Consider the following 25,704-nt stretch of genomic DNA (forward strand, 5'->3'; position numbering starts at 1 on the left):
CGGGCAACGGGCGGGACCGCAGATAGGCAGCCCGAGCGGAGCGAGGCCGACCAGGGTCGAGCCCGCGGCTCGACGGGAAGGACGCGCGAAACACCTTGCCCTTCGGGTACGCGGAAACGCCGCACCCCTACCCGGGGGCACGGCGTCCAGGAAGGCGTCAGGCTACTTGGCAGCCAGCGCGGCGGCCTGCTTGGCGATCGCCGACTTGCGGTTCGCGGCCTGGTTCTTGTGGATGACGCCCTTGCTCACTGCCTTGTCGAGCTGACGGGAAGCCACACGCTGAGCTGCCGCGGCCTCCTCGACGTTGCCCTGCTCGGCGGCCTCGCGGAACTTGCGGACCGCGGTCTTCAGGGACGACTTGACGGCCTTGTTGCGCAGACGAGCCTTCTCGTTCTGCTTGTTGCGCTTGATCTGGGACTTGATGTTCGCCACGAAGAAGCCTCGGTGAGAATCTGGTGATGGATGGGGCGCGCGGGCTCGAGAGAGGGCGCGCCACACGCAGTTGAACAGGCTACCAATAACTCAGGTCGCCGCTCAAATCAACGACTCCGAGCGTAGCCACTCCGTGGTGTACTCGCGCCAGTCCTCCTCCGTCGCCGCAAAGTCTACATACATGGCCAGCCCGTATCGCTCGCGCGGTCCCTTGCTGGTGATGGCCAGGCGGGCGGCCAGCGCCGCGTCGGCCACGCTCTCGGCGGAGTCGCCCCAGGGGATGCCGTGGTCGTGGTAGGCGGGCGCGCCGAGCAGCACGGTCTTGGTGTCGGGCACGAGGTCGAGTGCGAGCTTGGCCTGCCGTACGGCATGCCCGCCGTACAGGGAGGTGAGGGGCATGCCCGAGTCGTAGGCCATGACGGCCACCTGGTCGACGCGCCGGGCCACCTCGCCGAAGTATCCCTGCGACCAATACTTGTCGTGGTCCAGGAAGACCCTGGTCACGGGTCGCATGAGGGGGTAGGGCTCGATCTGCGGCGTCGACGTCGAAAGAAGGTCGGTCAGCGGCCGGGTCCGGTCGAGCAGGTCGAGGAAGCCGGCGTCGTCGGAGCCGATGGGCTCGAAGTTGTAGTGGATGCCGTCGTAGCCGAGGGCGATGACGGCGGTGACGCTGGTGAGGATGTTCTGCCTGGTGGAGGGGGAGCCGAGGTCGAGGAAGCCGTCCACCTTCTGGCCGAGCCAGGCCGAGACACGGACGTCGGGCAGATGCTTGTGCGCCCAGGCCACGAAGCTCTTGGCGGTGGAGATGGCGCCCATGTCGAGGGTTCCGTCGCGTTTGAAGGGGCCGCTGTGGACGTACAGGTCCTTGATGCCGGTACTGCGCAGCCGTACCGCCAGATTCTTGACGTCTTGCTCCGTGCGGCGGCCGTCCACCCACATGTGGCCCATCCACAGAGCGTCGTTACCGGTGCTCTTGGCCCAGTCCGCGGGCTCGCCGGTAAACTGGACTCGGAACGCTGCGGCGACCACGCCGACCAGCACGACCACGATGGCCAAGGCAAGCGCGAGCACGCGCAGGCCGCGGCGGATGACGGTTCGGGCAATCACCCGGGCATGTCACCATGAAAGACGCTTGACCTCAACCCTGTCGAAACGGACTTCGGTGCGCAATCAGCCTGGCCAGACCGACCCCGCGTTGATCCGCAACTTCTGCATCATCGCGCATATCGACCACGGCAAGTCCACGCTTGCCGATCGCATGCTGCAGATCACCGGTGTGGTCGACGACCGTTCGATGCGTGCTCAGTACCTCGACAGAATGGACATCGAGCGCGAGCGCGGCATCACGATCAAGTCCCAGGCGGTGCGGCTGCCGTGGGACGGGCACGTGCTCAACATGATCGACACGCCCGGCCACGTCGACTTCACCTATGAGGTGTCCCGCTCCCTGCAGGCGTGCGAGGGCGCGATCCTGCTGGTCGACGCCGCCCAGGGCATCGAGGCGCAGACGCTCGCGAACCTCTACCTCGCGATGAACAACGACCTGGACATCATCCCGGTCCTCAACAAGATCGACCTTCCGGCCGCCCAGCCGGAGAAGTTCGCCGAGGAGATCGCGGGCCTGATCGGCTGCGACCCGTCGGACGTGCTGCGGGTCTCCGGCAAGACCGGCGAGGGCGTGCGCGAACTGCTCGACCATGTCGTCGCGACGGTCCCGCCGCCCGTGGGCGACGCCGACGCGCCCGCCCGCGCGCTGATCTTCGACTCGGTGTACGACACCTACCGGGGCGTCGTCACCTATGTACGCGTCTTCGACGGCCACCTCGGCAAGCGCGAGCGCATCACCATGATGTCCACGCAGGCCACCCACGAGACGCTGGAGATCGGTGTCATCTCCCCGGAGCCGAAGGTCGCCGACAAGGGTCTCGGCGTCGGCGAGGTCGGCTACCTGATCACCGGCGTGAAGGATGTGCGCCAGTCGCGGGTCGGCGACACCGTCACCTCGGCCGTGCACGGCGCGAAGGAGATGCTGGCCGGCTACGACCACCCGCGGCCGATGGTGTTCTCCGGCCTCTACCCGATCGACGGCGACGAGTATCCGGAGCTGCGCGAGGCGCTCGACAAGCTGCAGCTCAACGACGCCTCCCTGATCTACGAGCCGGAGACGTCGGCCGCGCTGGGCTTCGGCTTCCGCGTCGGCTTCCTCGGCCTGCTCCACATGGAGATCATCCGCGAGCGGCTGGAGCGCGAGTTCGGCCTGTCGCTGATCTCCACGGCGCCCAACGTCGTCTACCGCGTGGAGATGGAGGACGGCAAGGAGCTGACCGTCACCAACCCGTCGGAGTTCCCGACCGGCGGCAAGATCGATAAGGTCTTCGAGCCGGTGACGAAGTCGACGATCCTGGCTCCGGCCGAGTTCATCGGCGCGATCATGGAGATCTGCCAGGGGCGGCGCGGCAACCTGCTGGGCATGGACTACCTGTCGGAGGACCGTGTCGAGATCCGCTACACGCTGCCGCTGGGCGAGATCATCTTCGACTTCTTCGACCAGTTGAAGTCCCGTACCCGCGGCTACGCCTCGCTCGACTACGAGCCCGCGGGCGAGCAGGAGGCTGAGCTGGTCAAGGTCGACATCCTGCTGCAGGGCGAGCCGGTCGACGCCTTCAGCGCGATCGTGCACAAGGACAAGGCCTACACCTACGGCGTCGACATGGCCAAGAAGCTGCGCGAGCTCATCCCGAGGCAGCAGTTCGAGGTGCCGATCCAGGCGGCCATCGGCGCCCGGGTGATCGCCCGCGAGAACATCCGCGCGATCCGCAAGGACGTCCTCGCCAAGTGCTACGGCGGTGACATCAGCCGTAAGCGCAAGCTGCTGGAGAAGCAGAAGGAGGGCAAGAAGCGGATGAAGATGGTCGGCCGGGTCGAGGTGCCGCAGGAGGCGTTCGTGGCCGCCCTGTCGACCGACTCCAGCGCCGCGGACAAGCCCAAGAAGTAGCGGGCAAGCCCGAGATCAGAGCCCGAGCAGCGCGGGCTCCGACGCCAGCGCCCGCCAGCGCGCGGCCGGGTCCGGCACGAGGCGGCGCTCCCGCAGGTCGAGGAGCCCGCCGACGCTGGTCAGCTCGGCCGCCAGGCCGCCGTCCTCGTGCCGGTACTCCTGCACGATCCTGAACGTCTTGCCCGCACCCCACTCGAACCCGCAGCTCACCTCGACCTCGTCGCCGCCGCGCAGTTCGCGGTGGTATCGAATGGTGTTCTCGAGCGTGATCGGGCCCACGCCCGACGCGAGCAGGTCCTCGACGGTGATCCCGGCCGCGCGCAGGCACTCCCATCGCGCGTGGTCGCCGTACTGGTGGTAGACCGCGCCGTTCACGTGGCCCTGCGTGTCGAGTTCATATCCGCGTACGGCGATGCGTACCGCGAAGCTCATGACCGTTCCTCCAGCCAGTCGTGCGATCGCCCGGTGAGGTAGCGCAGGCCGTCCTCGCCGATCGCGATCCAGTCGCCGCGGGCCCAGCCGCCGGTGGTCTGCGGGGCGAAGCCGTGCTTCCTGAACAGCGCCGACGCCTCCTGCTTCGTCAGCCCCCTGCGCCCCCATTCGGCGATGACGCGGGCGGTGCGCTCCGGCTCGTCGGGCTCCTCGGGGCCGCCCAGGGCGGTGGCGAGCTCCTCGAATCCTTTGGCGATCTGCCGGAGCGCGGCCTGCGCCCGTGGGACGTCCATGCTCACAATCGTACTGCGATCGCTAGCGATTGCCTAGCGATGCTGGCGGCTCAGATAGCCCGCGAGCACCGCCGCGCCCACCACGGCCTGTACGGCGAGCAGCACGCCGGAAAACCCCGCCACCAGCGCGATCGCCATCGGAAAGCAGCCGATGACCGCCAGATCGAGCCCGGTAAGACCCCAGAACAGCGGCCCGGTCGGAATCGCGCCCGCCCCCGTGTCGAGGATCGGCATCGCATGGTTCACCGGAGCCCGCCTGGCCATCCGCAACGCCGCGGCGGCCAGCGCGGGCGCCGCCAGCGGCGCGAACCACACCAGCGCCCCCGCGGACCCGGGCAACCACACCAGTGCCGCCCCCATCCACACGGCCGCCAGCACCGCCGGGAGCACCGCCCGCGCCGCGAGCAGCCCGCGCCCCGGCAGCGCCAGCAGGCGGGCCAGCGCCGGGTTGTCGGCGTCCCAGCGCGCCCCCGACACCGCGGAGGCCGCAGCGGCCAGCCCACCGACCAGGACGAGCACCGCCACCAGCGCCACCGCGTCACTTCCGGTCGCCCGGGCCATCAGCGCGGGCGCCGCCGTCGAGCCCGCCAGTACGGCCAGCCGCGCCGGCCGCCGCGCCAGCCGCAGCACCTCCTGCCACGCGGGCGCGAACACCGCGGGCAGGCCGGGCCACGGCCTGCTGCGCAGGCGGGCGCCACGCCAGTGGTTGTCCTCGGCGAGCCAGCTCAGCAGGCTCGGATCCAGGCTCACGGTGGCGTTGGCCAGATGCCCGGCCCTGGCCGATGACGACAGCAGGCGGCGGGCGGGGATGCGCACGAGGGCCGAGCGGGCCTGCCGTACCAGGAAGGCGGAGACGAGGACCGGAACGGCCGACCAGGCGGCCGCCGGCACGTGGTGGCCCGCGACCAGCATCAGGACGACCGCGGCCAGCACCAGCGCGGCGATCACCGCCCGCAGCGCGAGGTCCCACGGGTCGGACGTCTGGGCCAGCACGGCCAGCGCCATCCCGCCCGCGCTCACCGAGACGCCCGCCACGAGCGCGCCGGCCAGCCGCCAGACGAGGAAGTCGGGCGCGCCGGTCACCGCCAGGGCCGCCAGTCCGAGACCGGCGCCGACCACGAGGCTGACCAGCAGCAGCGTCCGCGCGGAACGCCCCAGCACGCCGCGCCGGTCAAGAGGGGACAGCAGCAGCCAGGCCGCGTCCGCCGCCGACACCACGACGGGACCGATCGTGCGCGCCGCCCACAGGAAGCCCGCGAACACGAGCGTCACCAGCGCCAGCCCGGCACCCACCTGCTCCGGCGGTGGCGGCGCGGCCATGGCCTCGAACGCGGCGGAGACGGGCTGGGCCAGCATCGCGCAGCCCATCGCCAGCCCGAACAGCGCCGCGTAGCGGTCGCTCAGGCTCCGCCGCCGCCCGGACCTGGCCCGGACGAGCGCCCTGATCTCGCGCACCCCGGTCATCGTCCGCCCACCCGGGTCGCGAGGGAGACGTGGCGGGCGCGGGCGGCGAGGTCGGGGTCGTGGGTGGCCATGATGACGGTGCCGCCGCCGGCCGTGTACTCCAGCAGCAGGGCGCCCAGGCGCTCGCGGAAGGCGGTGTCCAGGCCGCGTTCCGGCTCGTCGAGCAGCAGGAGGCGGCTGGGCCGTACCAGGGCGGCGGCCAGCGCGAGACGCTGGCGCTGGCCCGTGGAGAGGTTGAGCGGGACGGCGTCCGCGCGCGGACCGAGGTCGAACAGCTCCAGCGCCCGCTCCACGCTCATGCGCGGCCCATCGTGTACGGCCAGCACCAGCTCAAGGTGCTCCCGGGCGGTGAGACCCGGATACCAGGCCGGTTCGTCCCCCGTCACCGCCACCCGCTGCCAGAACGCCGCCACGTCGGCCGGAGGCGCACCGAAGACCGTGACCTCCCCGCTCGTCGGTAGCTGGAGACCGGCCAGGCAGCGCAGCAGCGTGGACTTGCCGGACCCGTTCTCGCCCACGATCGCGACCAGCTCACCTGGTCGTACGACCAGGTCGTGGCCGGTGAGGACGGGATTGCCGCCGAGTTCGACGGTCAGGCGGACAGTGGTCACGAGGGGATCGCACACCGTTCGACCCTACCCGGCGCGGGATTTTTGTCGGTGCCGCACTCTAGCCTTTCGAATCTCGAACATGAGTGCGACAGGAGGTGTGTTGTGATCGCTGCTGAGCGGTATGAGAGGGCGGCCCTGCTGGGTGTCGCGATCGCGGAGGAGACGCGGCGGCTGCTCCGCCTGCATCTGCGCCCGGCCGAGGTGGCCGCCGACGGCACGGTGGGGGTGGAGGTGCCCTATCCGGACGCGGCGGTGGTCCGGGCGGTGCTCGACGTGGCCGCCGAGTGCTTCGGTGAGGAGGGCGACGGGGAGGAGGCGCGGGAGGCGGCGCTGTCGACGTTGTTACAGCTGGCCGACCTGAGGCTGAGCCGGTGACCGCGTGCGCCCCCACCTGACGGGGTCGGTTACCGTCGGAGCCATGCGGCTGATCTCAGTGAACGTGGGGCGGGCGGTCGACGCGGAGTGGGCGGGCAAGCTGGGGCGCACCGCCATCGACAAGAAGGCGGTCACGCGCCGGGTCGGCGTGCGGCGGAACGGGCTGGAGGGCGACGAGCGGGCCGACCAGCCCAACCACGGCGCGCCCACGCAGGCCGTCTACTCCTATGCCCGCGAAGACTATGACTGGTGGGAAGGGGAGCTGGGGCGGGAGCTGCGCGACGGCCAGTTCGGCGAGAATCTCACCACGTCCGGGGTGGACGTGTCGGGGGCGATGCTGGGCGAGCGCTGGCGGGTCGGCACGGCGTTGCTGGAGGTGAGCGGGCCGCGCATTCCGTGCGTGGTGTTCCGCAACTGGATGGACGAACCGGGCTGGCTCAAGCGCTTCACCGACGCCGGCCGGGTGGGCGCGTACCTGAGCGTGGTGGAGACGGGCGAGCTGGGCGTGGGCGACCGGGTCGAGATCGTGGCCCGCCCGGAGGGGAGCGTCACGGTCGCCGAGTCCGTGCTGGCCTACCACGGCGACAAGGACGTCCTGGCGCGCATCCTGGCCTTTCCCGGCCACGGCTCCTACTGGGACCGCCGCGCCGAACGCCTCATGCGCTGAGACGCCGACCGGCGGGGAGCGGCGCACGGGCAGCCCCCCGCTGGTGCGGCCCGTGCGCCGTCCCGCCTCTAGCGCAGGACCCTGTACAGGGCGGAGGTGAGCGAGGCCTTGGCGTCGTCACCGTCGATGGACCACATCATGTAGCCGCCCAGGCCCTTGTGCCGGATGTAGGCGGCCTTCTGCAGCATCACGATCGGGTCGTCGTAGGTCCAGAACTCGTTGCCGTCGTACAGCCACACGGCGCCGGTCCTGACGTCGCGGTAGCGCTTGCCGGGCTTGGCGAGGATGTCCTTGTAGTCCTCGGAGCCCGCCTCCCACTTGCCGGGCGCCGCGCCGGTGGCGGGCTGGTAGACGCCGTCCTTGGCCGGGCCCGCGGGCACGCCGGTCCAGCCCTTGCCGTAGGCGGGCACGCCGGCGACGAGCTTGCGTATCGGTGCGCCGCGCTCCAGGTAGTAGTTGACCGTCTGGTCGAGGCTCTCGCGGATCTCGTTGGGGTCGCGGCGGTCGTTGTAGAGGTTGGAGTGGTGGCCGGTGATCTTGTCCCACGGGCCGTGCAGGTCATAGCCCTGGATGGTGGCGTAGTCCAGGTTGCGGAAAACCTTGCGCACCTCGAGGCCGGCGTCGATGACGCGGGTCGCCGCGGGCAGGAACGCCGTGATCAGGGCGGAACGCTTGTAAGCGTTCATCTGCGACCTGAGCTCGGCGACGAAGGCGGTGAAGTTCTGCTTGTCCTCGGGACGTACGACGTTGCCGGGGGCTCCGGGGTAGCCGGGCCACTCCCAGTCGAGGTCGATGCCGTCGAAGACGCCGGCGCCCGTGCCGTCGGCCAGGCCGGGCAGGTTGCCGCGCAGCCACAGGTCGATACAGGACTTGGCGAGCTTGCTCCGCGATTCCGCGGTGAGGACCGCGTCGGAGAAGTACTTGGAGCCGGTCCAGCCGCCCAGTGAGATCAGGACCTTGAGCTTGGGGTGCTTGGCCTTGAGCTTCTTGAGCTGGTTGAGGTTGCCGTTGAGCGCCTGGCCGGGCGCGTCGGCCACGCCGTCCACGCTCTGCTCGGCGGGCACGGGACGCTGCCAGTCGGCCCAGGCGTCGGCCGAGTAGCACTCGGCCTGCTGGTTCACGAACCCGAAGGCGTAGTTGATGTGGGTGAGCTTGCGGGCCGCCCCGCTGGTCTCCATGTCCTTGACGTGGTAATTGCGGCCGTAGACGCCCCACTGGACGAAGTAGGCGACTCTCTTGTAGCCGGAGCCGTGGGTGGCCTCTGCCGGGGCTGACACCACCGTCATACCGAGTAAGAGGGTGAGAGCGAGCAGGACTTTCTTCACGCGGCGTCTCCTGAATTGATAGGAAACTTTCCTTTAAGATGCCCTGACAGTAGGACGGTGTGATCGGGCAGTCAATGGCAGAAGGCAGACTGGAGGGGTGCCATCCACCCTGCCCGACGGCGATCCCGCGCCCCCGTCCGGAGAGCTGCCCGAGAGCGCCCTGCGCGGCCTCGGCGAGCGCCCGTTCGGCTTCTACGTGCACGTCCCGTTCTGCGTGACGCGCTGCGGCTACTGCGACTTCAACACCTACACCGCCGCCGAGCTGGGCCCCGGCGCTTCGCACCGGGACTACGCCGACACCGCCATCGACGAGGTACGGCTCGCGCGCCGCGTGCTCGGCACGGCCGACCTGCCCGTCGAGACGGTGTTCCTCGGCGGCGGCACCCCCACCCTGCTGCCCGCCGGCGACCTGGCCCGCATCCTGGCCGCGATCGACGAGGAGTTCGGCCTGCGCCCCGGCGCGGAGGTCACCACCGAGGCCAACCCCGAGTCCGTCGACCCCGAATATCTGGCCGAGCTGCGCGCGGGCGGCTTCAACCGGATCAGCTTCGGCATGCAGTCGGCCAGGGAGCACGTGCTGAAGGTGCTCGACCGGCACCACACACCGGGGCGGGCGGCGCAAGCCGTACGGGAAGCTCGGCAGGCCGGGTTCGCGCACGTCAACCTCGACCTCATCTACAGCACCCCGGGAGAGAGCGACGACGACTGGCGGGCCTCGCTGGAGGCGGCGATCGCCGCCGGGCCCGACCACGTCTCCGCGTACTCGCTCATCGTCGAGGAGGGCACCCGGCTGGCGGCCCGCATCAGGCGCGGCGAGCTGCCGATGCCCGACGACGACGTGGCCGCCGACCGCTACCTGATCGCCGACGAACTGCTGGCGAAGGCCGGATACTCCTGGTACGAGGTGTCGAACTGGGCCGATTCCGAGGCCGGCCGGTGCCGGCACAACCTGCTCTACTGGACCGGCGGCGACTGGTGGGCCGTCGGGCCGGGGGCGCACAGCCACGTGGGCGGCACCCGCTGGTGGAACGTCAAGCACCCCGCCGCCTACGCGCAGCGGCTGGCCCAGGGCGTCTCCCCGGCGCACGCCAGGGAGGTGCTGGAGGACGCCGACCGCGAGGTGGAGCGGCTGATGCTGGAGCTGCGGCTGATCACCGGATACCCGCTGGCCGGCGTGGCGCCCGGCGCGAAGCTCGCCGTGGCCAGGGCCGTGGGGGACGGGCTCCTGGAGCAGGAGGCGTTCAAGGCGGGCCGCATGGTGCTGACCCTGCGCGGACGCCTGCTCGCCGACGCCCTGATCCGCGACCTCACGCTCTGACCACCGCCCCAGGGAGGCGGCGTCACAGGAGGGCGGCGACCAGGTCGGCGATCGGGCCCAGCGCGGCGGCGAGGGCGGTGACGGGCGCCAGGCGGGTGCCGAGCCGGTCGAGGGCGGCCGTGACCCGGGCCGGGTCGCGCTCCCCGGGTTCGGCCTCGGCCTCGGCCAGCACCTCCTCCAGGTCGCGGCGGGCCTGCCGGGCCTGTGGCAGCTCGGCCTCGTGCGCCCGCACGAGGGCCAGGAGCGCCTCCACCTGACTCCGCAGCCGCTCCAGTTCCTCCCGCGGGACGGAGCGCGCCTGGCCGGACTGGAAGACCGAGCCCTGGCCGCCGATGTTGCTGCCGGTGAACGTGCCGCCGCTGACGACCGTCCCGTAGTTGGGCGCCCGCGGGTCGGGCGTGCTCACGCGGCCCCCTTGCCGGCGGGCGCGGCGAACTGCGCGCCCTGGCCGCCGATGTTGGATCCGTTGAACGTGCCGCCGTTGACCACCGTGCCGTTGTTGATGACGGCGGCGATCTGCTGCCGGTACGCGGCGGTGTCCACGCCGCGCTGCTCCAGGAAGTCCAGCACCGCGTTGTTCAGCCGCTCCTCCACGAGCTTGGCGTACTTGAACGCGTCCAGCCCTTCGAGGAAGGTGTTGATGCGCGGCTCGGCCCCCGCCTCGCGCAGGCTGACCCTGGCTCCGTAGTCGTAGACCACGTACTTGTCCGGGTCCTCGGGCAGCCGCATCGCCATGAAGATCCGCCGCAGCAGCCGGGCGGGCGCGCCGACGACGTCGCGGGCCAGCGCGAGCGGGGCGCGGCTGAGCGCGGCCAGCACGAGCGCCGCGCCGGCCTCCCTGGGCAGCTCGTCCACCACCCGGTAGGCGCCGCGCACGGGCGGCAGCGCCGTCACGATGAACTCGGTGTAGAGCATCCGGCCCTCGACGGCCAGATGGATGAAGATCGACACGGTGGTGTCGCGGTCCTCGGCGGGCAGCACCTCCTCGCCCTCGACGTCGGTGACGGCCGCGCCGCTGGTGCCGACCACGATCCAGCGGTAGTGGCGGGCGCCCGACTGCGGGTTGCGGATCACCGCCTGGAGCTCCCGGTCGCCGAGGTGGTAGCGGGGCCGGGTGCCGTGCAGGAGCGGGTGCTCGCCGTGGAGCTGGTTGAGGCGGCCCTGCGCGATCACGTGGTCGAGGATGTCCAGGTGGACGGGCATGGCGGGCTCGGCGGCCGTGCGCATCTGGCTGAGCCGCTCGCCCACGAACTCGTGCAGGTCCACCGCGTCCACCATGGCCGGCGCCCGGCCCGCGTCGCCGGTGCGCCGGTCGAGCTCGGCCGCGATCGTCCAGGCCCGCACGAGCTCGCCCGCGCCGACGAACGGGTTCTCGCCGGAGTAGAGCGTCAGGTTGCCGTGCTGCGCGAGCTTGACCTCCGTCATCCGCGGGCCCGCCTCGGCTCCGGTACGGCCCGCGCCCGGCCGCAGCCGCTCCGACAGGATCCGGTAGACGCGCACCCGGTAGGCCAGCACGGTGGCGATGGCGGCCAGGAGCATCAGGGGCGCCATCCAGCCGGAGCCGCTGTCCTCCTCGATCCCCGAGCCGCTCGCGCCGAGATATCTGGTCAGCAGCAGCGCGGGCACGACCACCAGGGCGAAGAAGCCGACCACCAGACCGGCCACGAGGACGGGACTCAGCCGCCTGCGCCGCCCCAGACTGCCGAACCCGCCGGAGGCGAAGGCCGCCAGCGCGCCCAGGACCGTGAGCCACGGCGTCGTGGCCTGGAAGTCGAACAGCAGGGCGAGCAGCAGCATCACCGTGACCGCGGCCTCCCTGAAGGTCAGCAGCGACCGCGAGTAGAGGCAGTGCCGCAGCACGGGGCCCAGGTCGAAGCCGCCGACCGACGGCGCCACCGCGTGGTGGCGGCGCTCGATCAGCGCGTACAGCGCCCGGTCGCGGAAGCCGGGATCCAGGTAGGCGGCGGCTGCCAGGTATCTGGTGGTGTTGCGCAGGCGCTCGTGCACCATGACCTCCCCGTGAGTGACCCGTCCATCGTCACCCGGGGAGCTGGGATCATTCCGGAGAGTGATCGAACCGTGATTCTCCGTATTACTTGATCATGCGGATGCTGATCGGGTAGCGGTAGTTCTCGCCCTTGTTGGTGGCGATGGCCGCCTGGATGTGGAAGATCAGCGAGACGATCCAGACCACCGGCAGCAGCAGGAAGCCGATGATGACGATCGTCAGGACGAAGGAGACGATGTAGCCGATGAACATCGTGATCTGGAAGTTCAGCGCCTCGGCCGACTGGTCGCGGACGTAGGGCGACTCGTCCTTCTTCATCAGGTAGATGACGAGCGGGCCGATCCAGGAGACCAGCAGGCCCAGCAGGTGGGACAGCATGGCCATCGTGGTGTCGTCGGTGCCGGGGCGCGGGCCGTACATGCCGGGGGTGTGGGGCTGGGGGGCCGCCGGGTAGCCGTAGCCGGGCGGGGGCTGCTGGGGGTAGCCGTAGCCCTGGGGGCCCGACGGCTGCTGCCCGTAGGGGTAGTCGGCGGAGGGCGGCTGCTGGGTGTACCCGCCTGAGGGCTGCTGGCCGTAGCCTCCCGAGGGCGGCTGGGCGTATCCGCCCGGCGGCTGCTGGCCGTACCCGCTGGGGGGCTGCTGAGCGTAGCCTCCCGAAGGCTGCTGGCCGTATCCGCTCGGGGGCTGTTGACCGTAGCCACCCGGAGGTTGCTGACCGTAGCCTCCCGAGGGCGGCTGGGCGTGGTCGGGGATGTCGGAGCGCTCCACCCGGCGGGTGGAGTCGTCGTCAGGCTGGGGATGGTCCTGGCTCATGATGCCTCCGTGACAAAGTCGATCAGCTCCTCGACCCGGCCGAGAAGCTCGGGCTCGAGGTCGGAAAAGGTCGAGACGGCGCCCAGGATGCGCCGCCACGCCGCGGCGGGCTCCACCCGCCAACCCAGAGCGGCGATCACGCCCTCCTTCCACGGTACCCCGCGCGGCACGTCCGGCCAGCCGGGGATCCGCAGGACGGACGGCTTCACCGCCTGCCAGATGTCGATGTACGGGTGCCCGACGATCAGCACGTCGGGCGAGCTGACCTGGGCGGCGATCCGGCTCTCCTTGGAACCGGGCACCAGGTGGTCCACCAGGACCCCGAGCCGCCTGCCGGTGGACGGGCCGAACTCCGCGACGATGGCGGGCAGGTCGTCCACGCCCTCCAGGTACTCCACGACCACGCCCTCGACCCGCAGGTCGTGGCCCCAGATCTTCTCCACGAGGGCGGCGTCGTGCACGCCCTCGACGTAGATGCGGCTCTCGCGGGCCACGCGGGCGCGCAGGCCCTCGACGGCGATCGAGCCCGACGCGCTGCGCCTCGTCCCGCCCGCCGCCGGGGCGACCGGCCGCACCAGCGTCACCGGCCTGCCCTCCAGCAGGAACGCCGCGGGCGCGAGCGGGAACAGGCGGCGCTTGCCGAAGCGGTCCTCCAGCGTGACGGCCTCCTTGTCGCAGGCCACCACGGCGCCGCAGAATCCGCTGTCGGCGTCCTCCACGACCAGGTCGGGATCCGCCGGGACCTGAGGGATCTTGCCCTTGCCCGGACGCCGCCAGTTCCCCGCGAGCACATCACCGTCGTACACACGGGGACCGTAGCAAATCACCCGCCCATCGCGAGGCGCTTGCGGTGGCCGCTGCGGCGCACCAGCACGATGACCGTCCACACCACCGCGATGAGCACGCCGACCGCGGGCAGGATGAACAGCGCGGCCACGCCGCCCATGATGCCGCCGGCCGCGGAGGCCAGGTCCTTGCCGACGCCGAAGCGGGTCTGCGCGTCGGGCTCGATCGTGCAGCTGATCTGGTAGTCACCCGCGGCCGGGGCGTTGACCAGCGCGATCAGCTCCCAGCTCGTGCCGTTGAGCTCGACGGTCTGGTTCACGGGAGTGGTGACGAGCTTGGCGTTGCCGTTGATCTGGCACTCCCAGCTGACCTGGGTGCCGCGCGACAGGTAGAGCGCGGGCCGGTCGGCCGGGTCGATGGTGACCGTGGCGGGCTGGCCGGGCTGGAACGTCTTGCTCGGGGCGGCGCCGCTCACGCCGCTGGTCACGCCGCCCGCGAACAGCGCGATGCCGGCGATCACGAACACGACGGCCACGCCCCAGGCCGCGGCGATCTGCCACAGGGGCGGGCGCAGCCGCTTGCCGTCCACCGGCGGGGGGAACGGGGGCGCGCCGCCGTAGGGGGGCTGGCCGAACTGCTGCTGCCCGAACTGGGGCTGCTGGCCGAAGGGGGGCTGGCCGTACTGGGGCTGCTGTCCGTACTGGGGTTGCTGTCCGTACTGCGGGCCCGACGGCGGCTGGCCGTACTGGGGACCTGAGGGCTGCTGGCCCTGCTGGGGGCCCGACGGCGGCTGGCCGTACGGCGGGCCGCCCGGAGGCCCGTACTGGGGACCGCTCTGCGGCGGGGGGCCGTACGGGGGTCCACCCTGCGGCGGAGGCTCGTACGGAGGCTGCTGAGGAGGCTGCCATCCTCCACCCTGCCGGAAATCATCACTCATACCGGCAAGTGTGGCCGTACCGGCTTGCCGTCCGCTAGCACGAGGGTTATCGCACCTTGTGGGTGAGAGCCGTACACTTGGCACTCGGGAACACCGAGTGCCAGACCTGGCGTTTCCCAAGGGAAGAGGTAGGAGGTGCACACGTGCTCGACGACAGGAAACTCGCGGTCCTCCGCGCGATTGTCGAGGACTACGTGTCCACCAACGAACCGGTGGGCTCCAAGGCGCTGGCCGAGCGCCACAACCTCAAGGTCTCCCCGGCCACGGTGCGCAACGACATGGCCGCGCTGGAGGAGGAGGGGTACATCACCCAGCCGCACACCAGCGCGGGCCGGGTGCCGACGGACAAGGGCTACCGGCTCTTCGTCGACCGCCTCTCGCAGATCAAGCCGCTGTCCACGGCCGAGCGCAGGGCCATCGAGACGTTCCTGGCCGGCGCGGTCGACCTCGACGACGTGGTGACCCGCACGGTGCGGCTGCTGGCGCAGCTGACCAGGCAGGTCGCGGTGGTGCAGTATCCGACGCTGACGCGCTCCAGCGTGCGTCACGTCGAGCTCGTGCCGCTGAGCGAGCGGCGGATCATGCTCGTGCTGATCACCAACACGGGCCGGGTCGAGCAGCGCGTCGTCGAACTGCCCGAGGTCATCGAGGATCCCCGGATCGCGCACCTGCGCGCCGTGCTCAACGCCTGTCTCGACGGGTGCGGGCTGGCCGAGGTGCCCGACCTGGTGGCCGATCTGCCGGAACGGCTTCCGGTGGAGGACCGGCCGGTCGTCGCGACGATTCTGTCGGTCCTGCTGGAGACGCTCGTCGAACGGCACGACGAGAAGATCGTTTTCGCCGGTGCGGCCAACCTGGCCGGCGCCGACTTCACCATCGGCCTGCGCGACGTCCTCGAAGCGCTGGAAGAGCAGGTCGTCCTCATGCGCCTGCTCGGCGAGACGACAACGGACACCCCGACCGCGCTCACCGTGCGCATCGGAGCGGAAAACCCCTATCTCCACGGTACGTCCATCGTCGCCACCGGATACGGTTCTGGCGACAACCAACTGGCCCGGCTGGGCGTCCTCGGCCCCACGAGGATGGACTACCCGGTGACCATGGGCGCCGTGCGCGCAGTGGCACGCTACGTCAGCCAGATCCTGGCTGCTTCTTAAGAGGTCGATAAGTGGCAAACAGCGACTACTACAGCACCCTCGGGGTGCGCCGTGACGCCAGTCAGGACGAGGTCAAGAAGGCCTATCGCCGGCTGGCCCGTGAGCTGCACCCGGACGTGAACCCCGATCCCGCGACGCAGGAGCGTTTCAAGGAGATCACGCAGGCGTACGAGGTGCTGTCGGACCCGCAGAAGCGCCAGATGTACGACCTTGGCGCCGACCCCTTCGCCGCCGCCGGCGCGGGCGCGGGAGCGGCCGGTTTCGGTGCGGGCTTCCCCTTCAGCGACATCATGGACGCCTTCTTCGGTACGGCGGGCGGCGGGCGCGGCCCCCGCTCGCGTGCCAGGAGGGGGCGCAACGCCACCATCCGCGTCGAGCTGGACCTGCGCGAGACGGCGTTCGGCACCACGCGCGAACTGGTCGTCGACACGGCCGTGGTCTGCGAGGTCTGCCAGGGCGCCGGCGCGGCGCCGGGCACCCACCCCGACACCTGTGACATGTGCGGCGGCCGGGGTGAGGTCTCCCAGGTCACCCGGTCCTTCCTGGGCCAGGTCATGACCTCGCGGCCGTGCCCCCAGTGCCAGGGCTTCGGCTCCATCATCCGCAACCCCTGCCAGGAGTGCGCGGGCGACGGCCGGGTGCGCACCCGCCGTACGATCAAGGTCCGCATTCCCGCGGGCGTCGAGGACGGCACCCACATCCAGCTGGCCGGAGAGGGCGAGGTCGGCCCCGGCGGCGGCCCGCCCGGAGACCTCTTCCTGGAGATCGTCGAGCGGCCGCACGAGATCTTCGAGCGGCGCGGTGACGACCTCCACTGCACCGTCCAGATCCCGATGACCGCCGCCGCCCTCGGCACCGTGCTGACGGTGGAGACGCTCGACGGCGCGGAGGAGGTCGACGTCCGCCCCGGCACGCAGTCCGGCCAGGTGATCTCCATGTACGGCCGCGGCGTGCAGCGCCTCAACGACTCCGGCCGCGGCGACCTGCTCATCCACGTCAACGTGGAGACGCCGGGCCGCCTCGACCCGGCCCAGGAGGAGCTGCTGCGCGAGCTGTCGAAGCTGCGCGGGGAGGAGCGCCCGCCCGGCAAGTTCGCGCCGGGCCAGCAGGGCTTCTTCTCCCGCCTGCGAGACGCGTTCAACGGCCGCTGACCTCCTTGTACGGCGAGCGGAGGCGGCCATGAGCGTTCCTGTGTTCCTGGCCGGGCGCGAGACGTTCGGCGGCGATGAGACGGTGCTCGACGGCCCGGAGGGCCGCCACGCGGCGGCCGTCAGGCGGCTGCGGGCGGGTGAGCGGGTCGACCTCACCGACGGCGACGGAGCGGTGGCCGAGTGCGTCGTGCGCGAGGCGCTCAAGGACCGGCTGCTGCTCGACGTGCTCAAGCGTTACGAGGTCCCGGCTCCCGCGCCACGCGTGGTCGTCGTCCAGGGACTGCCCAAGGGCGACAGGGGCGAGCTGGCCGTCGAGATGATGACCGAGGCCGGTGTCGACCGCATCGTGCCCTGGGCGGCCGCGCGCAGCATCACCCAGTGGAAGGGCGACAAGGTCGCCAAGGCGCTCGGCAAGTGGCGCGCCACCGCGCGGGAGGCGGGCAAGCAGGCACGGCGCTTCCACGGAGCCGAGGTGGCCGATCTGGCCTCCACCGCTGAGGTGGAGGCGTTGCTCGGACGGGCGGCGCTGGCTCTCGTGCTGCACGAGGAGGCGGCGGAGCCGCTGTCGCGGGTGAGCCTGCCCGCCGGCGGGGAGATCGTGCTCGTGGTCGGGCCCGAGGGCGGGATCTCGGAAGGCGAGCTGGCCGGGTTCGTCGCGGCGGGAGCCGTACCGGCGCTGATGGGGTCCACGGTGCTGCGGACCTCGACCGCGGGAGTGGCCGCGGCGGCGGTGCTGATGGCGCGCACGGGGCGCTGGTGAGACCTCAGCTCACCTGGTTGGAGGTCAGCGGCGTCGTCAGGTCGGTGGGTGGCGCGGGCGGCTGGTCGTCCGGCGGGCACTCCTCCGGCGGGCAGCTGCCGGACGGGATGGGCGTGTCAGTGGGGCCGGAGGGCGTGGGACTGGCCGACGCCGTGGGGCAGTCCTCGCGCGGCGCGGCCTCCTCTTCCGGAGTGGTCGGGCAGGGCGTCGGCGTCGGGGTGACGCTGCCGCTCGGGGACGGCTTCGCCGTCGACTTGGCCGACTCGGTGGCCTGTCCGGGCGACGTCGGCGTGGGCGTCGGGTCGGCGGGCAGGATCGCCGGCTCCGACCTGCTCGGGCTGGGCTTGTCCTGAGGGCGGTTGGTGGAGGAGTTGTCCGGCGGGACGGTCGAGTCCTCCACCGGCTGGATCTGGGTGGGCGTGATGACCCGTTCCCTGAGTGAGGGGACCACCATGACGACGGTGCCCGCGACCAGTACGGCACTGACCGTGGCGGCGCCGATGCGCCACCACAACACGCTGCGCACGCCCCGCCGCTCGATGCGGCCGCGGATGATCTCCAGACCTTCCGGAGACGGCACGACCGCGTCCGCCTCCGCGCGGAGCACACGGCGCAGAATGTCGCCGTACTCGTCGGGCGGCTGGGTCATGACATCTTCTCCAGGACGGATCGCAAGGCGGCCATGCCACGGGCGGTGTGGCTCTTGACCGCGCCCTTGCTGATGCCCATGGCATGGGCGATCTCAGCCTCGGACAGATCCCCGTAGTAACGAAGGACAAGGGCCTCTCTCTGCCGGGTCGGCAGCGCGCGTAATGCCTCGATGACTGCGGAGCGCTCCAGCTCGCCGATGGCGCCGTTCTCGGCGCTCGGGGCGTCTGGCAGGCCCTTGGGCGCGTACTTCTCCACGACGGCTCGGTGACGCAGAACGGAACGGGACCGGTTGACGACAGACTGCCGCAGGTAGGCGAGTGCCTTGTCGGGGTCACGCAGTCTGCGCCAGGCGCCATGGATGGCGACGAACGCGTCCTGCACGACTTCCTCCGCGGTTGCTATGTCGCGCACGAGCAACACGGCGAGACGAACCAATGACCGGAAGTGCGCACTGTACAGCGCGGTAACGGCCACGTCGGCGTCCCATCCGACCGGCACCGCCCCCAGCGACCTGTCGGCCAGAAGGGTTTCGGTGGTCACATCAATGGGACGCTCGGCCTTCCCTGCGGGTTTACGCTCATCCGGTTCTTGAGGTTTTCCCGGTTCCTTGGGATGCATTACCCAGTCGTGTCCTCGCCAGGTGGCCTCGCCCGAGCCTGAATCGTCTTTTGTGCTGAAGTGTCGCACACACACCCTAACCGCGTGGATCTTCCGGCGCACGGTACGCAGGATTACCGATTGGCAACGGGTCGCCTCGATAGGCTACTCCCGTGACCGACTGCCTCTTCTGCAAGATCGTGGCCAAGGAGATCCCGGCCGACGTCGTCCACGAGAGCGACCGCACGCTCGCCTTCCGTGACATCAACCCGCAGGCGCCCACCCACGTGCTCGTGATCCCCAAGGAGCACCACCCCGACGCCGCGGCGCTGGCCGTGGCCGACGACGGGCTGGCCGACGACGTGCTGAAAGCCGCCCACGCGGTCGCCGTGCAGGAAGGGGTGGCCGAAACCGGGTACCGCGTCGTGTTCAATACCGGGGCCGGTGCGGGGCAGACCGTCTTCCACGTGCACGCGCATGTTCTCGGCGGGCGCAACCTGACCTGGCCTCCCGGCTGATATTGACGCGAGCGCGCGGGCCACTCCCGGCTACGATGGGGCCAGAGAAGTACACCCGAATTAAGACCGGGAGGCATCAGGCCCGAGGGCCTGACCCATGTCCGAACTACACGAATCCCGACGCACGGCACCTCCCTCGCGCACTCAGGCCAAGGTGCTGATCCCGGACGAATACCCGATGGTCAGCCTCCTGGGCTCCCGTGACGAGCTGCTGCGCGTCATCGAGGGCGCCTTCCGGGCCGACATCCACGTCCGGGGCAACGAGATCACCATCACCGGGACCCCCGACGAGAGCGGCGCCGTCGTGCGCCTGTTCGAGGAGCTGGTCGAGGTGCTGCGCAACGGCGGCGAGCTCTCGCCCGACGCCGTCGAGCGGAGCATCGCGATGATGAAGATGACCTCCGAGCGGCCCGCAGAGGTGCTGTCGCTCGACATCCTGTCCTCCAGGGGGCGGACCATCCGCCCCAAGACGGCCAACCAGAAGCGCTACGTCGACGCCATCGACAAGCACACGGTCGTGTTCGGCATCGGCCCCGCCGGCACCGGCAAGACCTACCTGGCCATGGCCAAGGCGGTCCGCGCGCTTCAGGAGAAGAAGGTCAACCGGATCATCCTCACCCGGCCGGCGGTCGAGGCGGGGGAGCGGCTGGGCTTCCTGCCCGGCACGCTCTACGAGAAGATCGACCCCTATCTCCGGCCGCTCTACGACGCGCTGCACGACATGCTCGACCCCGAGACGATCCCCAAGCTCATGGCCGCGGGCACGATCGAGGTCGCGCCGCTGGCGTACATGCGCGGCCGTACACTCAACGACGCCTTCATCATCCTCGACGAGGCGCAGAACACCTCGCCCGAGCAGATGAAGATGTTCCTGACCCGGCTGGGCTTCGGCTCCAAGATCGTGGTGACGGGTGACGTCACGCAGGTCGACCTCCCCTCCGGCACCGAGAGCGGCCTGCGCGTCGTGCAGGGCATCCTCTCCGACATCCGCGACATCCACTTCGCGACGCTGACCAGCGTCGACGTGGTGCGCCACCGGCTCGTCAGCGACATCGTCGACGCCTACGGCCGCTACGACGTGCTGAAGCAGCAGGAGCTGAAGTCGGTCAAGCAGCAGCGGGGGCCCAGGCGATGAGAGAGCTACCGGATCTCCCGCTCGCGCGCCCGGCGAAGGAGGGCGCGTGAGCATCGAGATCAACAACGAGTCGGGTGACGAGGTCGACGACGAGACGCTCGTCGCCCTCGCCACCCACGTGCTCGGCGAGATGGGCATCCACCCGCTCGCCGAGCTGTCCCTCCTCATCGTGGACGAGAACACCATGGCCGACCTCCACGAGAAGTGGATGGGCGAGCCGGGTCCCACCGACGTGCTCGCCTTCCCGATGGACGAACTGCGTCCCGGCGGCGGCGCCCGCGGCGACTCCGAGGGCCCGGCCGAGCCCGGCCTGCTCGGCGACGTCGTGCTGTGCCCGCCCGTCGCGGCCAGGCAGGCCGCCGAGGCCGGCCACAGCGCCGCCGACGAGCTGGAGCTGCTGTGCACCCACGGCATCCTCCACCTGCTCGGCTACGATCACGCAGAGCCTGAGGAGCACAAGGAGATGTTCGGGCTGCAGGCCCAGCTTCTCGCGTCGTGGAAAGAGGTGCGCTCCCCGCGGTGAACGCCTGGTTGCCTCTGGCCATCCTCCTCGTGGTGATCGCCGGCCTGATCGCCAGTGCGGAGACGGCGCTGACCCGCATCTCCCGGGTGCGGGCGGAGGAGTTCGTGCGCGAGGGCAGGAGAGGCTCCAAGCGCCTGCAGGACATCGTCACCGACCCGTCCGGCTCGCTCAACCTGCTGCTCCTGCTCAGGCTGAGCTGCGAGCTGGTCGCCACCGTGATCGTGACGTTGCTGTTCATCGACGTTCAGGGCGATCAGGGCTGGGCGTACGTGAGCGCCGCCGCCGTCATGATCGTGGTCAGCTACGTGATCGTCGGCGTCTCTCCCCGTACGCTGGGCCGTCAGCACGCGGAGCCGATCGCGCTGGCCGGAGCCCCCGTCGTCTACGGCCTCACCAAGATCTTCGGTCCGCTGCCCAAGCTGCTCATCCTGCTCGGCAACGCGCTCACGCCCGGCAAGGGTTTCCGCGAGGGCCCGTTCACCTCCGAGGCGGAGCTGCGCGACCTGGTCGACCTGGCCGAGGAGCGGCGGGTCATCGAGCCGGACGAGCGGGAGATGATCCACTCGGTCTTCGAGCTGGGTGACACGCTGGTGCGCGAGGTCATGGTGCCGCGCACCGACATGGTGTTCATCGAACGCGGCAAGACGCTCGACCAGGCCCTCTCGCTCCACCTGCGCAGCGGGTTCTCGCGCATCCCTGTCGTGGGGGAGAACGAGGACGACGTGATCGGCATCGCGTACCTCAAGGACATCACCCGGCGCGTGCACGAGAGCGGCGAGGGCACGGAGAAGGTCGAGTCGATCATGCGGCCGGCCACGTACGTGCCGGAGAGCAAGCCGATCGACCAGCTGCTGCGCGAGATGCAGGCGCGCCAGATCCACCTGGCCATCGTCATCGACGAGTACGGCGGTACCGCCGGGCTGGTCACCATCGAGGACGTCCTGGAGGAGATCGTCGGCGAGATCACCGACGAGTACGACCAGGAGGCTCCCCGGGTCGAGGCCATGCCCGACGGCGCGATGCGGGTGACGGCGCGGATGCCGGTGGACGAGCTGGGCGAGCTGTTCGACACCGAGATCGAGGTGGACGACGTCGAGACGGTGGGCGGGCTGCTGGCACACGCGCTGGGGCGGGTTCCCATCGCGGGGTCGCAGGCGCGGGTGGCGGGGCTGGAGCTGACCGCCGAGAGCCTGGCCGGGCGCCGCAACCGCATCAGCACGGTGGTGGTACGCCGCGTCCGCCCCGAGTCCGGCGAACCCATCCCCGCCTCCGCCGAACAGGACTGACCCCACCCTCCTCATCCACCGAGGTCGGACCGTGCTCTTCGGCAGCGCGGGTGCGGGGTCGCCCACCTTGGCGCGGGCTCGACGGGTCGCGGCCTCTTTGGCGGACGCCGTCGGGAGGCACGTGGCCAGGACGGGCGCGGCCTCCCTTGGCGGCGCTTGCCCGTGGGGTCAGGGCTCGGGGTGGCGCGGCTCCGGGGTTGCCGCCTTGTGGGTGGGTTTTCGCAGGTGGGAGGGCCTGGGAAGTCGTACAAAGTCGTATTAAGTGTTCTACAAGCGAAATGCAAGCGACGTGTCGCAATCTATTCACAGACGCCCAGTGCGGTGGGTGTCGCAGAGGGGTGATCCGGACGCCGGGTGGGGTTCGCGGCGCGAGGTAGCCCCTGGGGGGACGGCAACGTCTCGGTCAGCTAGCCGATCGCGACGTTGCTCGGCGTAAAGGGTGTTCTCGTCCGATAAAACGGGCGAGAGCACCCTTAAGCGTTTCCATGGGTGTCTGATGGCTTCTCCGGTGGATTGCCGCATTCGCGTTCTGGGGAGATCGCCCTCCGGGGGGAACATGGAACGCGGAGTATGGATCATCGTCGGCGCGCTGCTCATGGCGGGGCTGACCGCGTGCGGGGGCGGCACCGTCGACGCGCAGCTCGACATGCGGGCGCAGGAGCGGCTCAAGGAGATCCTGAACAAGGATCCCAAGCTGCCCGACGGATTCTCGCCACGGCCGCAGGAGGCGTGGAGAGTGCCGTTCGCCGCCCGTGACCGGAACTGCCGGGCCGTACTCGATCCGGTGGCGGGGAAGGCGCCGCGGCGGGCGCTCACCGCGCAGGCGGCGGCCAGCTATCCCGGCAACGCGCTGGGGGAGACGGCCGGGGTGGCGCTGGCGCGGTACGCGGGGGCGGAGGCCGAGTGGCACATCGACGACCTCGGCAAGGCGCTGCGGGGATGTCATGCGGTGAACGCCGGTGCAGGGACCGATCTGCGGCTGCGTACGCTGCCGGTCGGCGGCGTGGGTGACGAGGCGGTGGCGGCGGAGCTGGCGGGGCGGCTCAACGGGTATCCGTACGCGCTGAACGTGTTGCTCGTGCGCGAGGGGGACACGCTGGTGTCGCTGGTGCACACCGGGCTCAAGCGGGTCGACCCGAAGCGCACGGAGCAGCTGGCGCGGTCGGTGCTCGGGATGGCCAGGGCCTAACCTAGTCTCCCGTGACTCTCGATCCCGAAGACAGCAAGATCATCACGCTGGCCCGGTCGGCCAGGGCGCGCAACGGCTCGCGCGAAGGCGCCGCCGTACGCGATGAGACCGGGCGCACCTACTCGGCCACCAACGTCGCGCTCGACGCGCTCACGCTCTCCGCCGTGCAGGTCGCCGCGGCCATGGCGATCTCCAGCGGCGCGCGGACCCTGGAGGCCGCCGCGCTGGTCACCGAGGGCGAGGGCCCGAGCGAGGCGGACGCCGCGGTGGTCGGCGAGCTGGGCGGCAGGCTGCTCGTGGCCGGTCCCGACGGCCGGTTGAGGGGCTGACATGGCGATGTCGCCGTTCCTGGCCGAGCTCAGGGCCGCGGTGGGCGGGCGGTTGCTGGTGCTGCCCTCGGTGACGGCGTGTGTGTTCGACGCGGAGGGGCGGCTGCTGCTCGCACGCCACGGCGACGTCGGGAAGTGGGCGACGCCCGGCGGCGGCATCGACCCTGACGAGCGGCCGCAGGACGCCGTCGTGCGCGAGCTGCGCGAGGAGCTGTCCGTGGAGGCTTCGGTGCGCGGCCTGATCGGCGTGTACGGCGGGCCGGACTTCCGCACCCATTACCCCAACGGCCACGAGGTCGCCTACGTCATCGCCGCCTACGCCTGCGTCCTCACCGAAGCCGTCACGCCCACCCCCGACGGCGAGGAGATCAACGACTTCACCTGGGCCCTTCCCGGGGATCTCGCCGCGCTCGACATGACCTCGTGGTCGCCGCACGTGCTGCCCGACGCGTATGCCTGGTGGCGGCAGCACGGTGGCTGATGGGCCACAATCGACTATGTGACTTCGCCAGACAACCATCGCGCCGGTTTCGCCTGCTTCGTGGGGAGGCCGAACGTCGGCAAGTCCACGCTGATGAACGCCCTGGTCGGTACCAAGGTGGCCATCACCTCGTCCAAGCCGCAGACCACCCGGCGCGTCATCCGGGGCATCGTCCACCGGCCCGACGCCCAGTTGATCATCGTCGACACGCCGGGCCTGCACCGGCCGCGCACCCTGCTCGGCGAGCGCCTCGACAGCCTGGTGCTGTCCACGCTCACCGAGGTGGACGTCATCGGCTTCTGCGTGCCCGCCGGTGACGCGATCGGCAAGGGCGACCGCTTCATCGCCGAGAAGCTCGCCGCGGTGAAGAAGACGCCCGTCGTGGCCGTGGTCACCAAGTGCGACCTGGCCTCCAAGGAGCAGATCGCCGAGCAGCTGCTGGCCGTCTCGGAGCTGGGGGAGTTCGCCGACATCGTCCCGGTCTCCGCGACCTCCGGCGACAACCTCGGCGCGCTGGCCGACGTGCTCGTCCGGCACATGCCCGAGTCGCCGCCCCTGTACGAGGACGGCCGCCTCACCGACGAGCCCGAGCAGGTCCTGGTCGGCGAGCTGATCAGGGAGGCGGCGCTGGAAGGGGTACGCGACGAGCTGCCCCACTCGATCGCCGTCGTGGTCGACGAGATGCTGCCCCGTGAGGGCCGCGACGACCTGCTCGACATCTACGCGCACCTGTTCGTGGAGCGTCCCTCGCAGAAGGCCATCATCATCGGGCACAAGGGGGAACGGCTGCGCGACGTGGGCACCAGGGCCCGCAAGCAGATCGAGGCGTTGCTCGGTACCCGCGTCTACCTCGACCTGCGCATCAGCGTCGCCAAGGACTGGCAGCGCGACCCGAAACAGTTGCGCAGGCTGGGCTTCTTCGACTGAGCCCCGGGCGGGGTTGTGGTGCGCGACGCCGGGCGGGCTTATGGTGATCGGGTGGGCGACTACCTTTCGTCGCGGGTGTCGGGCAGGCCGGAACGCAAGGCGCGCAGGGGCTACGCGCTCGCCGTCGTCGCGGCCGGGGCGTTGCTGGTGGTCTGCGCGATCCTGCCCTGGGCGGGGCTCTCGGCACGCAGTGACCTGATCGGCGCGGGCGTCGTCAGGACCGTGCGCGGCATCGACGACGCCTTCGGCGTCTACACCCTGATCGCCGGGCTGGTCGCGGGCGCGTTCGGGGTGGCCGGGCTGATGACGGGACGCCGGCCGTGGGCCGGGCTGGCGGCGATCCCCGGCGGGGTGGCGGCGGCCGTCCTCGTGCTGTTCGTGGCCGGCCCGCGGGACGCGGGCGACCGGATCTCCGTTGACCTGGGCGGATTCCTGGCGATCGAGCCGGTGCTGCAGTACGGGTGGTTCGCCGCCCTGGGCAGCGCGCTGGCCGTCGTGGTCTTCGCCGTTCTCTCCCTGCTCCCACGCCGCGGCTGACCGGGGT

At 70.8% G+C, this 25,704-nt stretch carries 30 protein-coding genes; 16 read left to right on the forward strand and 14 right to left on the reverse strand.

The features are described from left to right. Positions 1–162 precede the first annotated feature (162 nt). Both rpsT and ACIBI5_RS19630 read right to left on the reverse strand, forming a co-directional pair. Entirely contained in the window at positions 163–432 is a 270-nt protein-coding gene (rpsT, locus tag ACIBI5_RS19625) for a 30S ribosomal protein S20 (RefSeq protein WP_184966628.1), read from the reverse strand. Between the two features lie 102 nt (positions 433–534). Continuing rightward, positions 535–1,539, reverse strand: a complete 1,005-nt coding sequence (locus tag ACIBI5_RS19630) for a hypothetical protein (RefSeq protein WP_397248595.1) — start codon at positions 1,537–1,539, stop codon at positions 535–537. A 55-nt stretch (positions 1,540–1,594) separates the two neighbouring features. Between ACIBI5_RS19630 and lepA the strand changes: the two genes are divergently transcribed. Next, positions 1,595–3,427, forward strand: coding sequence for a translation elongation factor 4 (lepA, locus tag ACIBI5_RS19635; protein ID WP_397248597.1), 1,833 nt, complete (start codon positions 1,595–1,597; stop codon positions 3,425–3,427). A gap of 15 nt (positions 3,428–3,442) precedes the next feature. Here lepA and ACIBI5_RS19640 read toward each other — a convergent pair whose 3' ends face one another. From ACIBI5_RS19640 to ACIBI5_RS19655, 4 genes are read right to left on the reverse strand one after another with little or no spacing between them, the layout of a single operon-like run. Continuing rightward, entirely contained in the window at positions 3,443–3,859 is a 417-nt protein-coding gene (locus tag ACIBI5_RS19640) for an acyl-CoA thioesterase (protein WP_397248599.1), read from the reverse strand. After that, a complete protein-coding gene (locus tag ACIBI5_RS19645; RefSeq protein WP_379616603.1) occupies positions 3,856–4,152 on the reverse strand; it encodes a hypothetical protein in 297 nt (98 codons plus the stop codon). The genes ACIBI5_RS19640 and ACIBI5_RS19645 overlap by 4 nt, the downstream gene beginning before the upstream one ends. 33 nt (positions 4,153–4,185) lie before the next feature. Beyond that, positions 4,186–5,616 carry a DUF6297 family protein gene (locus tag ACIBI5_RS19650; RefSeq protein ID WP_397248601.1) on the reverse strand — a complete coding sequence of 477 codons (1,431 nt, stop codon included), beginning with the start codon at positions 5,614–5,616 and terminating at the stop codon, positions 4,186–4,188. Next, positions 5,613–6,227: an ATP-binding cassette domain-containing protein gene (locus ACIBI5_RS19655; RefSeq protein WP_397248603.1), complete on the reverse strand. Its 615-nt coding sequence runs from the start codon at positions 6,225–6,227 to the stop codon at positions 5,613–5,615. The genes ACIBI5_RS19650 and ACIBI5_RS19655 overlap by 4 nt, the downstream gene beginning before the upstream one ends. A 102-nt stretch (positions 6,228–6,329) precedes the next feature. On the opposite strand from ACIBI5_RS19655, the gene ACIBI5_RS19660 reads away from it, so the two are divergent. Both ACIBI5_RS19660 and ACIBI5_RS19665 read left to right on the forward strand, forming a co-directional pair. Then, positions 6,330–6,602 carry a hypothetical protein gene (locus tag ACIBI5_RS19660; RefSeq protein WP_379634186.1) on the forward strand — a complete coding sequence of 91 codons (273 nt, stop codon included), beginning with the start codon at positions 6,330–6,332 and terminating at the stop codon, positions 6,600–6,602. 43 nt (positions 6,603–6,645) lie between these two features. Then, on the forward strand, positions 6,646–7,269 hold the full coding sequence (locus ACIBI5_RS19665) for an MOSC domain-containing protein (protein WP_397248606.1): 624 nt from the start codon (positions 6,646–6,648) through the stop codon (positions 7,267–7,269). Between the two features lie 68 nt (positions 7,270–7,337). Here the strand turns inward: ACIBI5_RS19665 and ACIBI5_RS19670 are convergent, their stop codons facing one another. Next, complete coding sequence (locus ACIBI5_RS19670) at positions 7,338–8,594, reverse strand: glycoside hydrolase family 18 protein (protein WP_397248608.1); 1,257 nt, start codon at positions 8,592–8,594, stop codon at positions 7,338–7,340. Between the two features lie 97 nt (positions 8,595–8,691). Here ACIBI5_RS19670 and hemW point away from each other — a divergent pair, with 97 nt between their 5' ends. After that, the gene (hemW, locus tag ACIBI5_RS19675) at positions 8,692–9,912 is read left to right on the forward strand and encodes a radical SAM family heme chaperone HemW (RefSeq protein ID WP_397248610.1); all 1,221 of its coding nucleotides are present in this window, start codon (positions 8,692–8,694) and stop codon (positions 9,910–9,912) included. A 22-nt stretch (positions 9,913–9,934) separates the two neighbouring features. Here hemW and ACIBI5_RS19680 read toward each other — a convergent pair whose 3' ends face one another. The 5 genes from ACIBI5_RS19680 to ACIBI5_RS19700 form a co-directional block, all read right to left on the reverse strand. Next, positions 9,935–10,318, reverse strand: coding sequence for a hypothetical protein (locus ACIBI5_RS19680; RefSeq protein WP_397248612.1), 384 nt, complete (start codon positions 10,316–10,318; stop codon positions 9,935–9,937). Further along, positions 10,315–11,922, reverse strand: coding sequence for a hypothetical protein (locus ACIBI5_RS19685; protein ID WP_397248614.1), 1,608 nt, complete (start codon positions 11,920–11,922; stop codon positions 10,315–10,317). The genes ACIBI5_RS19680 and ACIBI5_RS19685 overlap by 4 nt, the downstream gene beginning before the upstream one ends. A gap of 82 nt (positions 11,923–12,004) precedes the next feature. Beyond that, a complete protein-coding gene (locus tag ACIBI5_RS19690) occupies positions 12,005–12,733 on the reverse strand; it encodes a DUF4870 domain-containing protein (protein WP_397248616.1) in 729 nt (242 codons plus the stop codon). Next, positions 12,730–13,539 (reverse strand): DUF3097 domain-containing protein, encoded by an 810-nt coding sequence (locus tag ACIBI5_RS19695; RefSeq protein WP_397248618.1) that lies wholly within the window; start codon positions 13,537–13,539, stop codon positions 12,730–12,732. Before ACIBI5_RS19695 ends, ACIBI5_RS19690 begins: the two co-directional genes overlap by 4 nt. A 17-nt stretch (positions 13,540–13,556) precedes the next feature. After that, positions 13,557–14,456 carry a hypothetical protein gene (locus ACIBI5_RS19700; RefSeq protein WP_397248620.1) on the reverse strand — a complete coding sequence of 300 codons (900 nt, stop codon included), beginning with the start codon at positions 14,454–14,456 and terminating at the stop codon, positions 13,557–13,559. Positions 14,457–14,599: 143 nt separating this feature from the next. Here ACIBI5_RS19700 and hrcA point away from each other — a divergent pair, with 143 nt between their 5' ends. The 3 genes from hrcA to ACIBI5_RS19715 are packed head-to-tail and all read left to right on the forward strand — an operon-like array spanning position 14,600 to position 17,524. Beyond that, a complete protein-coding gene (gene hrcA, locus ACIBI5_RS19705) occupies positions 14,600–15,613 on the forward strand; it encodes a heat-inducible transcriptional repressor HrcA (RefSeq protein WP_379616627.1) in 1,014 nt (337 codons plus the stop codon). Between the two features lie 11 nt (positions 15,614–15,624). After that, a complete protein-coding gene (dnaJ, locus tag ACIBI5_RS19710) occupies positions 15,625–16,764 on the forward strand; it encodes a molecular chaperone DnaJ (protein WP_379616629.1) in 1,140 nt (379 codons plus the stop codon). Positions 16,765–16,792: 28 nt separating this feature from the next. Then, positions 16,793–17,524 carry a 16S rRNA (uracil(1498)-N(3))-methyltransferase gene (locus ACIBI5_RS19715; protein ID WP_397248622.1) on the forward strand — a complete coding sequence of 244 codons (732 nt, stop codon included), beginning with the start codon at positions 16,793–16,795 and terminating at the stop codon, positions 17,522–17,524. Between the two features lie 4 nt (positions 17,525–17,528). Here ACIBI5_RS19715 and ACIBI5_RS19720 read toward each other — a convergent pair whose 3' ends face one another. Continuing rightward, positions 17,529–18,173, reverse strand: coding sequence for a hypothetical protein (locus tag ACIBI5_RS19720; protein WP_397248624.1), 645 nt, complete (start codon positions 18,171–18,173; stop codon positions 17,529–17,531). After that, entirely contained in the window at positions 18,170–18,715 is a 546-nt protein-coding gene (locus tag ACIBI5_RS19725) for a SigE family RNA polymerase sigma factor (RefSeq protein WP_184967323.1), read from the reverse strand. The genes ACIBI5_RS19720 and ACIBI5_RS19725 overlap by 4 nt, the downstream gene beginning before the upstream one ends. Positions 18,716–18,945: 230 nt before the next feature. On the opposite strand from ACIBI5_RS19725, the gene ACIBI5_RS19730 reads away from it, so the two are divergent. The 9 genes from ACIBI5_RS19730 (at position 18,946) to ACIBI5_RS19770 (ending at position 25,697) form a co-directional block, all read left to right on the forward strand. Continuing rightward, complete coding sequence (locus tag ACIBI5_RS19730) at positions 18,946–19,290, forward strand: histidine triad nucleotide-binding protein (protein WP_397248626.1); 345 nt, start codon at positions 18,946–18,948, stop codon at positions 19,288–19,290. 97 nt (positions 19,291–19,387) lie between these two features. Continuing rightward, a complete protein-coding gene (locus ACIBI5_RS19735) occupies positions 19,388–20,425 on the forward strand; it encodes a PhoH family protein (RefSeq protein ID WP_397248628.1) in 1,038 nt (345 codons plus the stop codon). A gap of 46 nt (positions 20,426–20,471) precedes the next feature. Next, positions 20,472–20,948: an rRNA maturation RNase YbeY gene (gene ybeY / locus ACIBI5_RS19740; RefSeq protein ID WP_397248630.1), complete on the forward strand. Its 477-nt coding sequence runs from the start codon at positions 20,472–20,474 to the stop codon at positions 20,946–20,948. Then, entirely contained in the window at positions 20,945–22,234 is a 1,290-nt protein-coding gene (locus ACIBI5_RS19745; RefSeq protein ID WP_397248632.1) for a hemolysin family protein, read from the forward strand. The genes ybeY and ACIBI5_RS19745 overlap by 4 nt, the downstream gene beginning before the upstream one ends. A 556-nt stretch (positions 22,235–22,790) precedes the next feature. After that, positions 22,791–23,423 (forward strand): hypothetical protein, encoded by a 633-nt coding sequence (locus ACIBI5_RS19750; RefSeq protein ID WP_397248634.1) that lies wholly within the window; start codon positions 22,791–22,793, stop codon positions 23,421–23,423. Positions 23,424–23,434: 11 nt separating this feature from the next. Then, complete coding sequence (locus ACIBI5_RS19755) at positions 23,435–23,752, forward strand: cytidine deaminase (protein WP_397248636.1); 318 nt, start codon at positions 23,435–23,437, stop codon at positions 23,750–23,752. 1 nt (position 23,753) lies between these two features. Beyond that, positions 23,754–24,233, forward strand: a complete 480-nt coding sequence (locus tag ACIBI5_RS19760; protein WP_397248638.1) for an NUDIX domain-containing protein — start codon at positions 23,754–23,756, stop codon at positions 24,231–24,233. A gap of 18 nt (positions 24,234–24,251) precedes the next feature. Continuing rightward, the gene (era, locus tag ACIBI5_RS19765) at positions 24,252–25,160 is read left to right on the forward strand and encodes a GTPase Era (RefSeq protein ID WP_379616648.1); all 909 of its coding nucleotides are present in this window, start codon (positions 24,252–24,254) and stop codon (positions 25,158–25,160) included. 51 nt (positions 25,161–25,211) lie between these two features. Next, a complete protein-coding gene (locus ACIBI5_RS19770; RefSeq protein ID WP_397248640.1) occupies positions 25,212–25,697 on the forward strand; it encodes a hypothetical protein in 486 nt (161 codons plus the stop codon). Positions 25,698–25,704: the final 7 nt, after the last annotated feature.

It is taken from the genome of Nonomuraea sp. NPDC050540, from assembly GCF_044457485.1.
In the GTDB taxonomy this organism is placed as follows: Bacteria; Actinomycetota; Actinomycetes; order Streptosporangiales; family Streptosporangiaceae; genus Nonomuraea.

Coding starts and splice junctions, on each gene's coding strand:
- ACIBI5_RS19735 (WP_397248628.1), top strand. CDS start 19,388: ATGTCCGAACTACACGAATCCCGACGCACGGCACCTCCCTCGCGCACT.
- ACIBI5_RS19720 (WP_397248624.1), bottom strand. CDS start 18,173: ATGACCCAGCCGCCCGACGAGTACGGCGACATTCTGCGCCGTGTGCTC.
- ACIBI5_RS19690 (WP_397248616.1), bottom strand. CDS start 12,733: ATGAGCCAGGACCATCCCCAGCCTGACGACGACTCCACCCGCCGGGTG.
- ACIBI5_RS19750 (WP_397248634.1), top strand. CDS start 22,791: ATGGAACGCGGAGTATGGATCATCGTCGGCGCGCTGCTCATGGCGGGG.
- ACIBI5_RS19685 (WP_397248614.1), bottom strand. CDS start 11,922: ATGGTGCACGAGCGCCTGCGCAACACCACCAGATACCTGGCAGCCGCC.
- ACIBI5_RS19700 (WP_397248620.1), bottom strand. CDS start 14,456: ATGAGTGATGATTTCCGGCAGGGTGGAGGATGGCAGCCTCCTCAGCAG.
- ACIBI5_RS19645 (WP_379616603.1), bottom strand. CDS start 4,152: ATGGACGTCCCACGGGCGCAGGCCGCGCTCCGGCAGATCGCCAAAGGA.
- ACIBI5_RS19665 (WP_397248606.1), top strand. CDS start 6,646: ATGCGGCTGATCTCAGTGAACGTGGGGCGGGCGGTCGACGCGGAGTGG.
- ACIBI5_RS19650 (WP_397248601.1), bottom strand. CDS start 5,616: ATGACCGGGGTGCGCGAGATCAGGGCGCTCGTCCGGGCCAGGTCCGGG.
- ACIBI5_RS19760 (WP_397248638.1), top strand. CDS start 23,754: ATGGCGATGTCGCCGTTCCTGGCCGAGCTCAGGGCCGCGGTGGGCGGG.
- ACIBI5_RS19640 (WP_397248599.1), bottom strand. CDS start 3,859: ATGAGCTTCGCGGTACGCATCGCCGTACGCGGATATGAACTCGACACG.
- ACIBI5_RS19715 (WP_397248622.1), top strand. CDS start 16,793: ATGAGCGTTCCTGTGTTCCTGGCCGGGCGCGAGACGTTCGGCGGCGAT.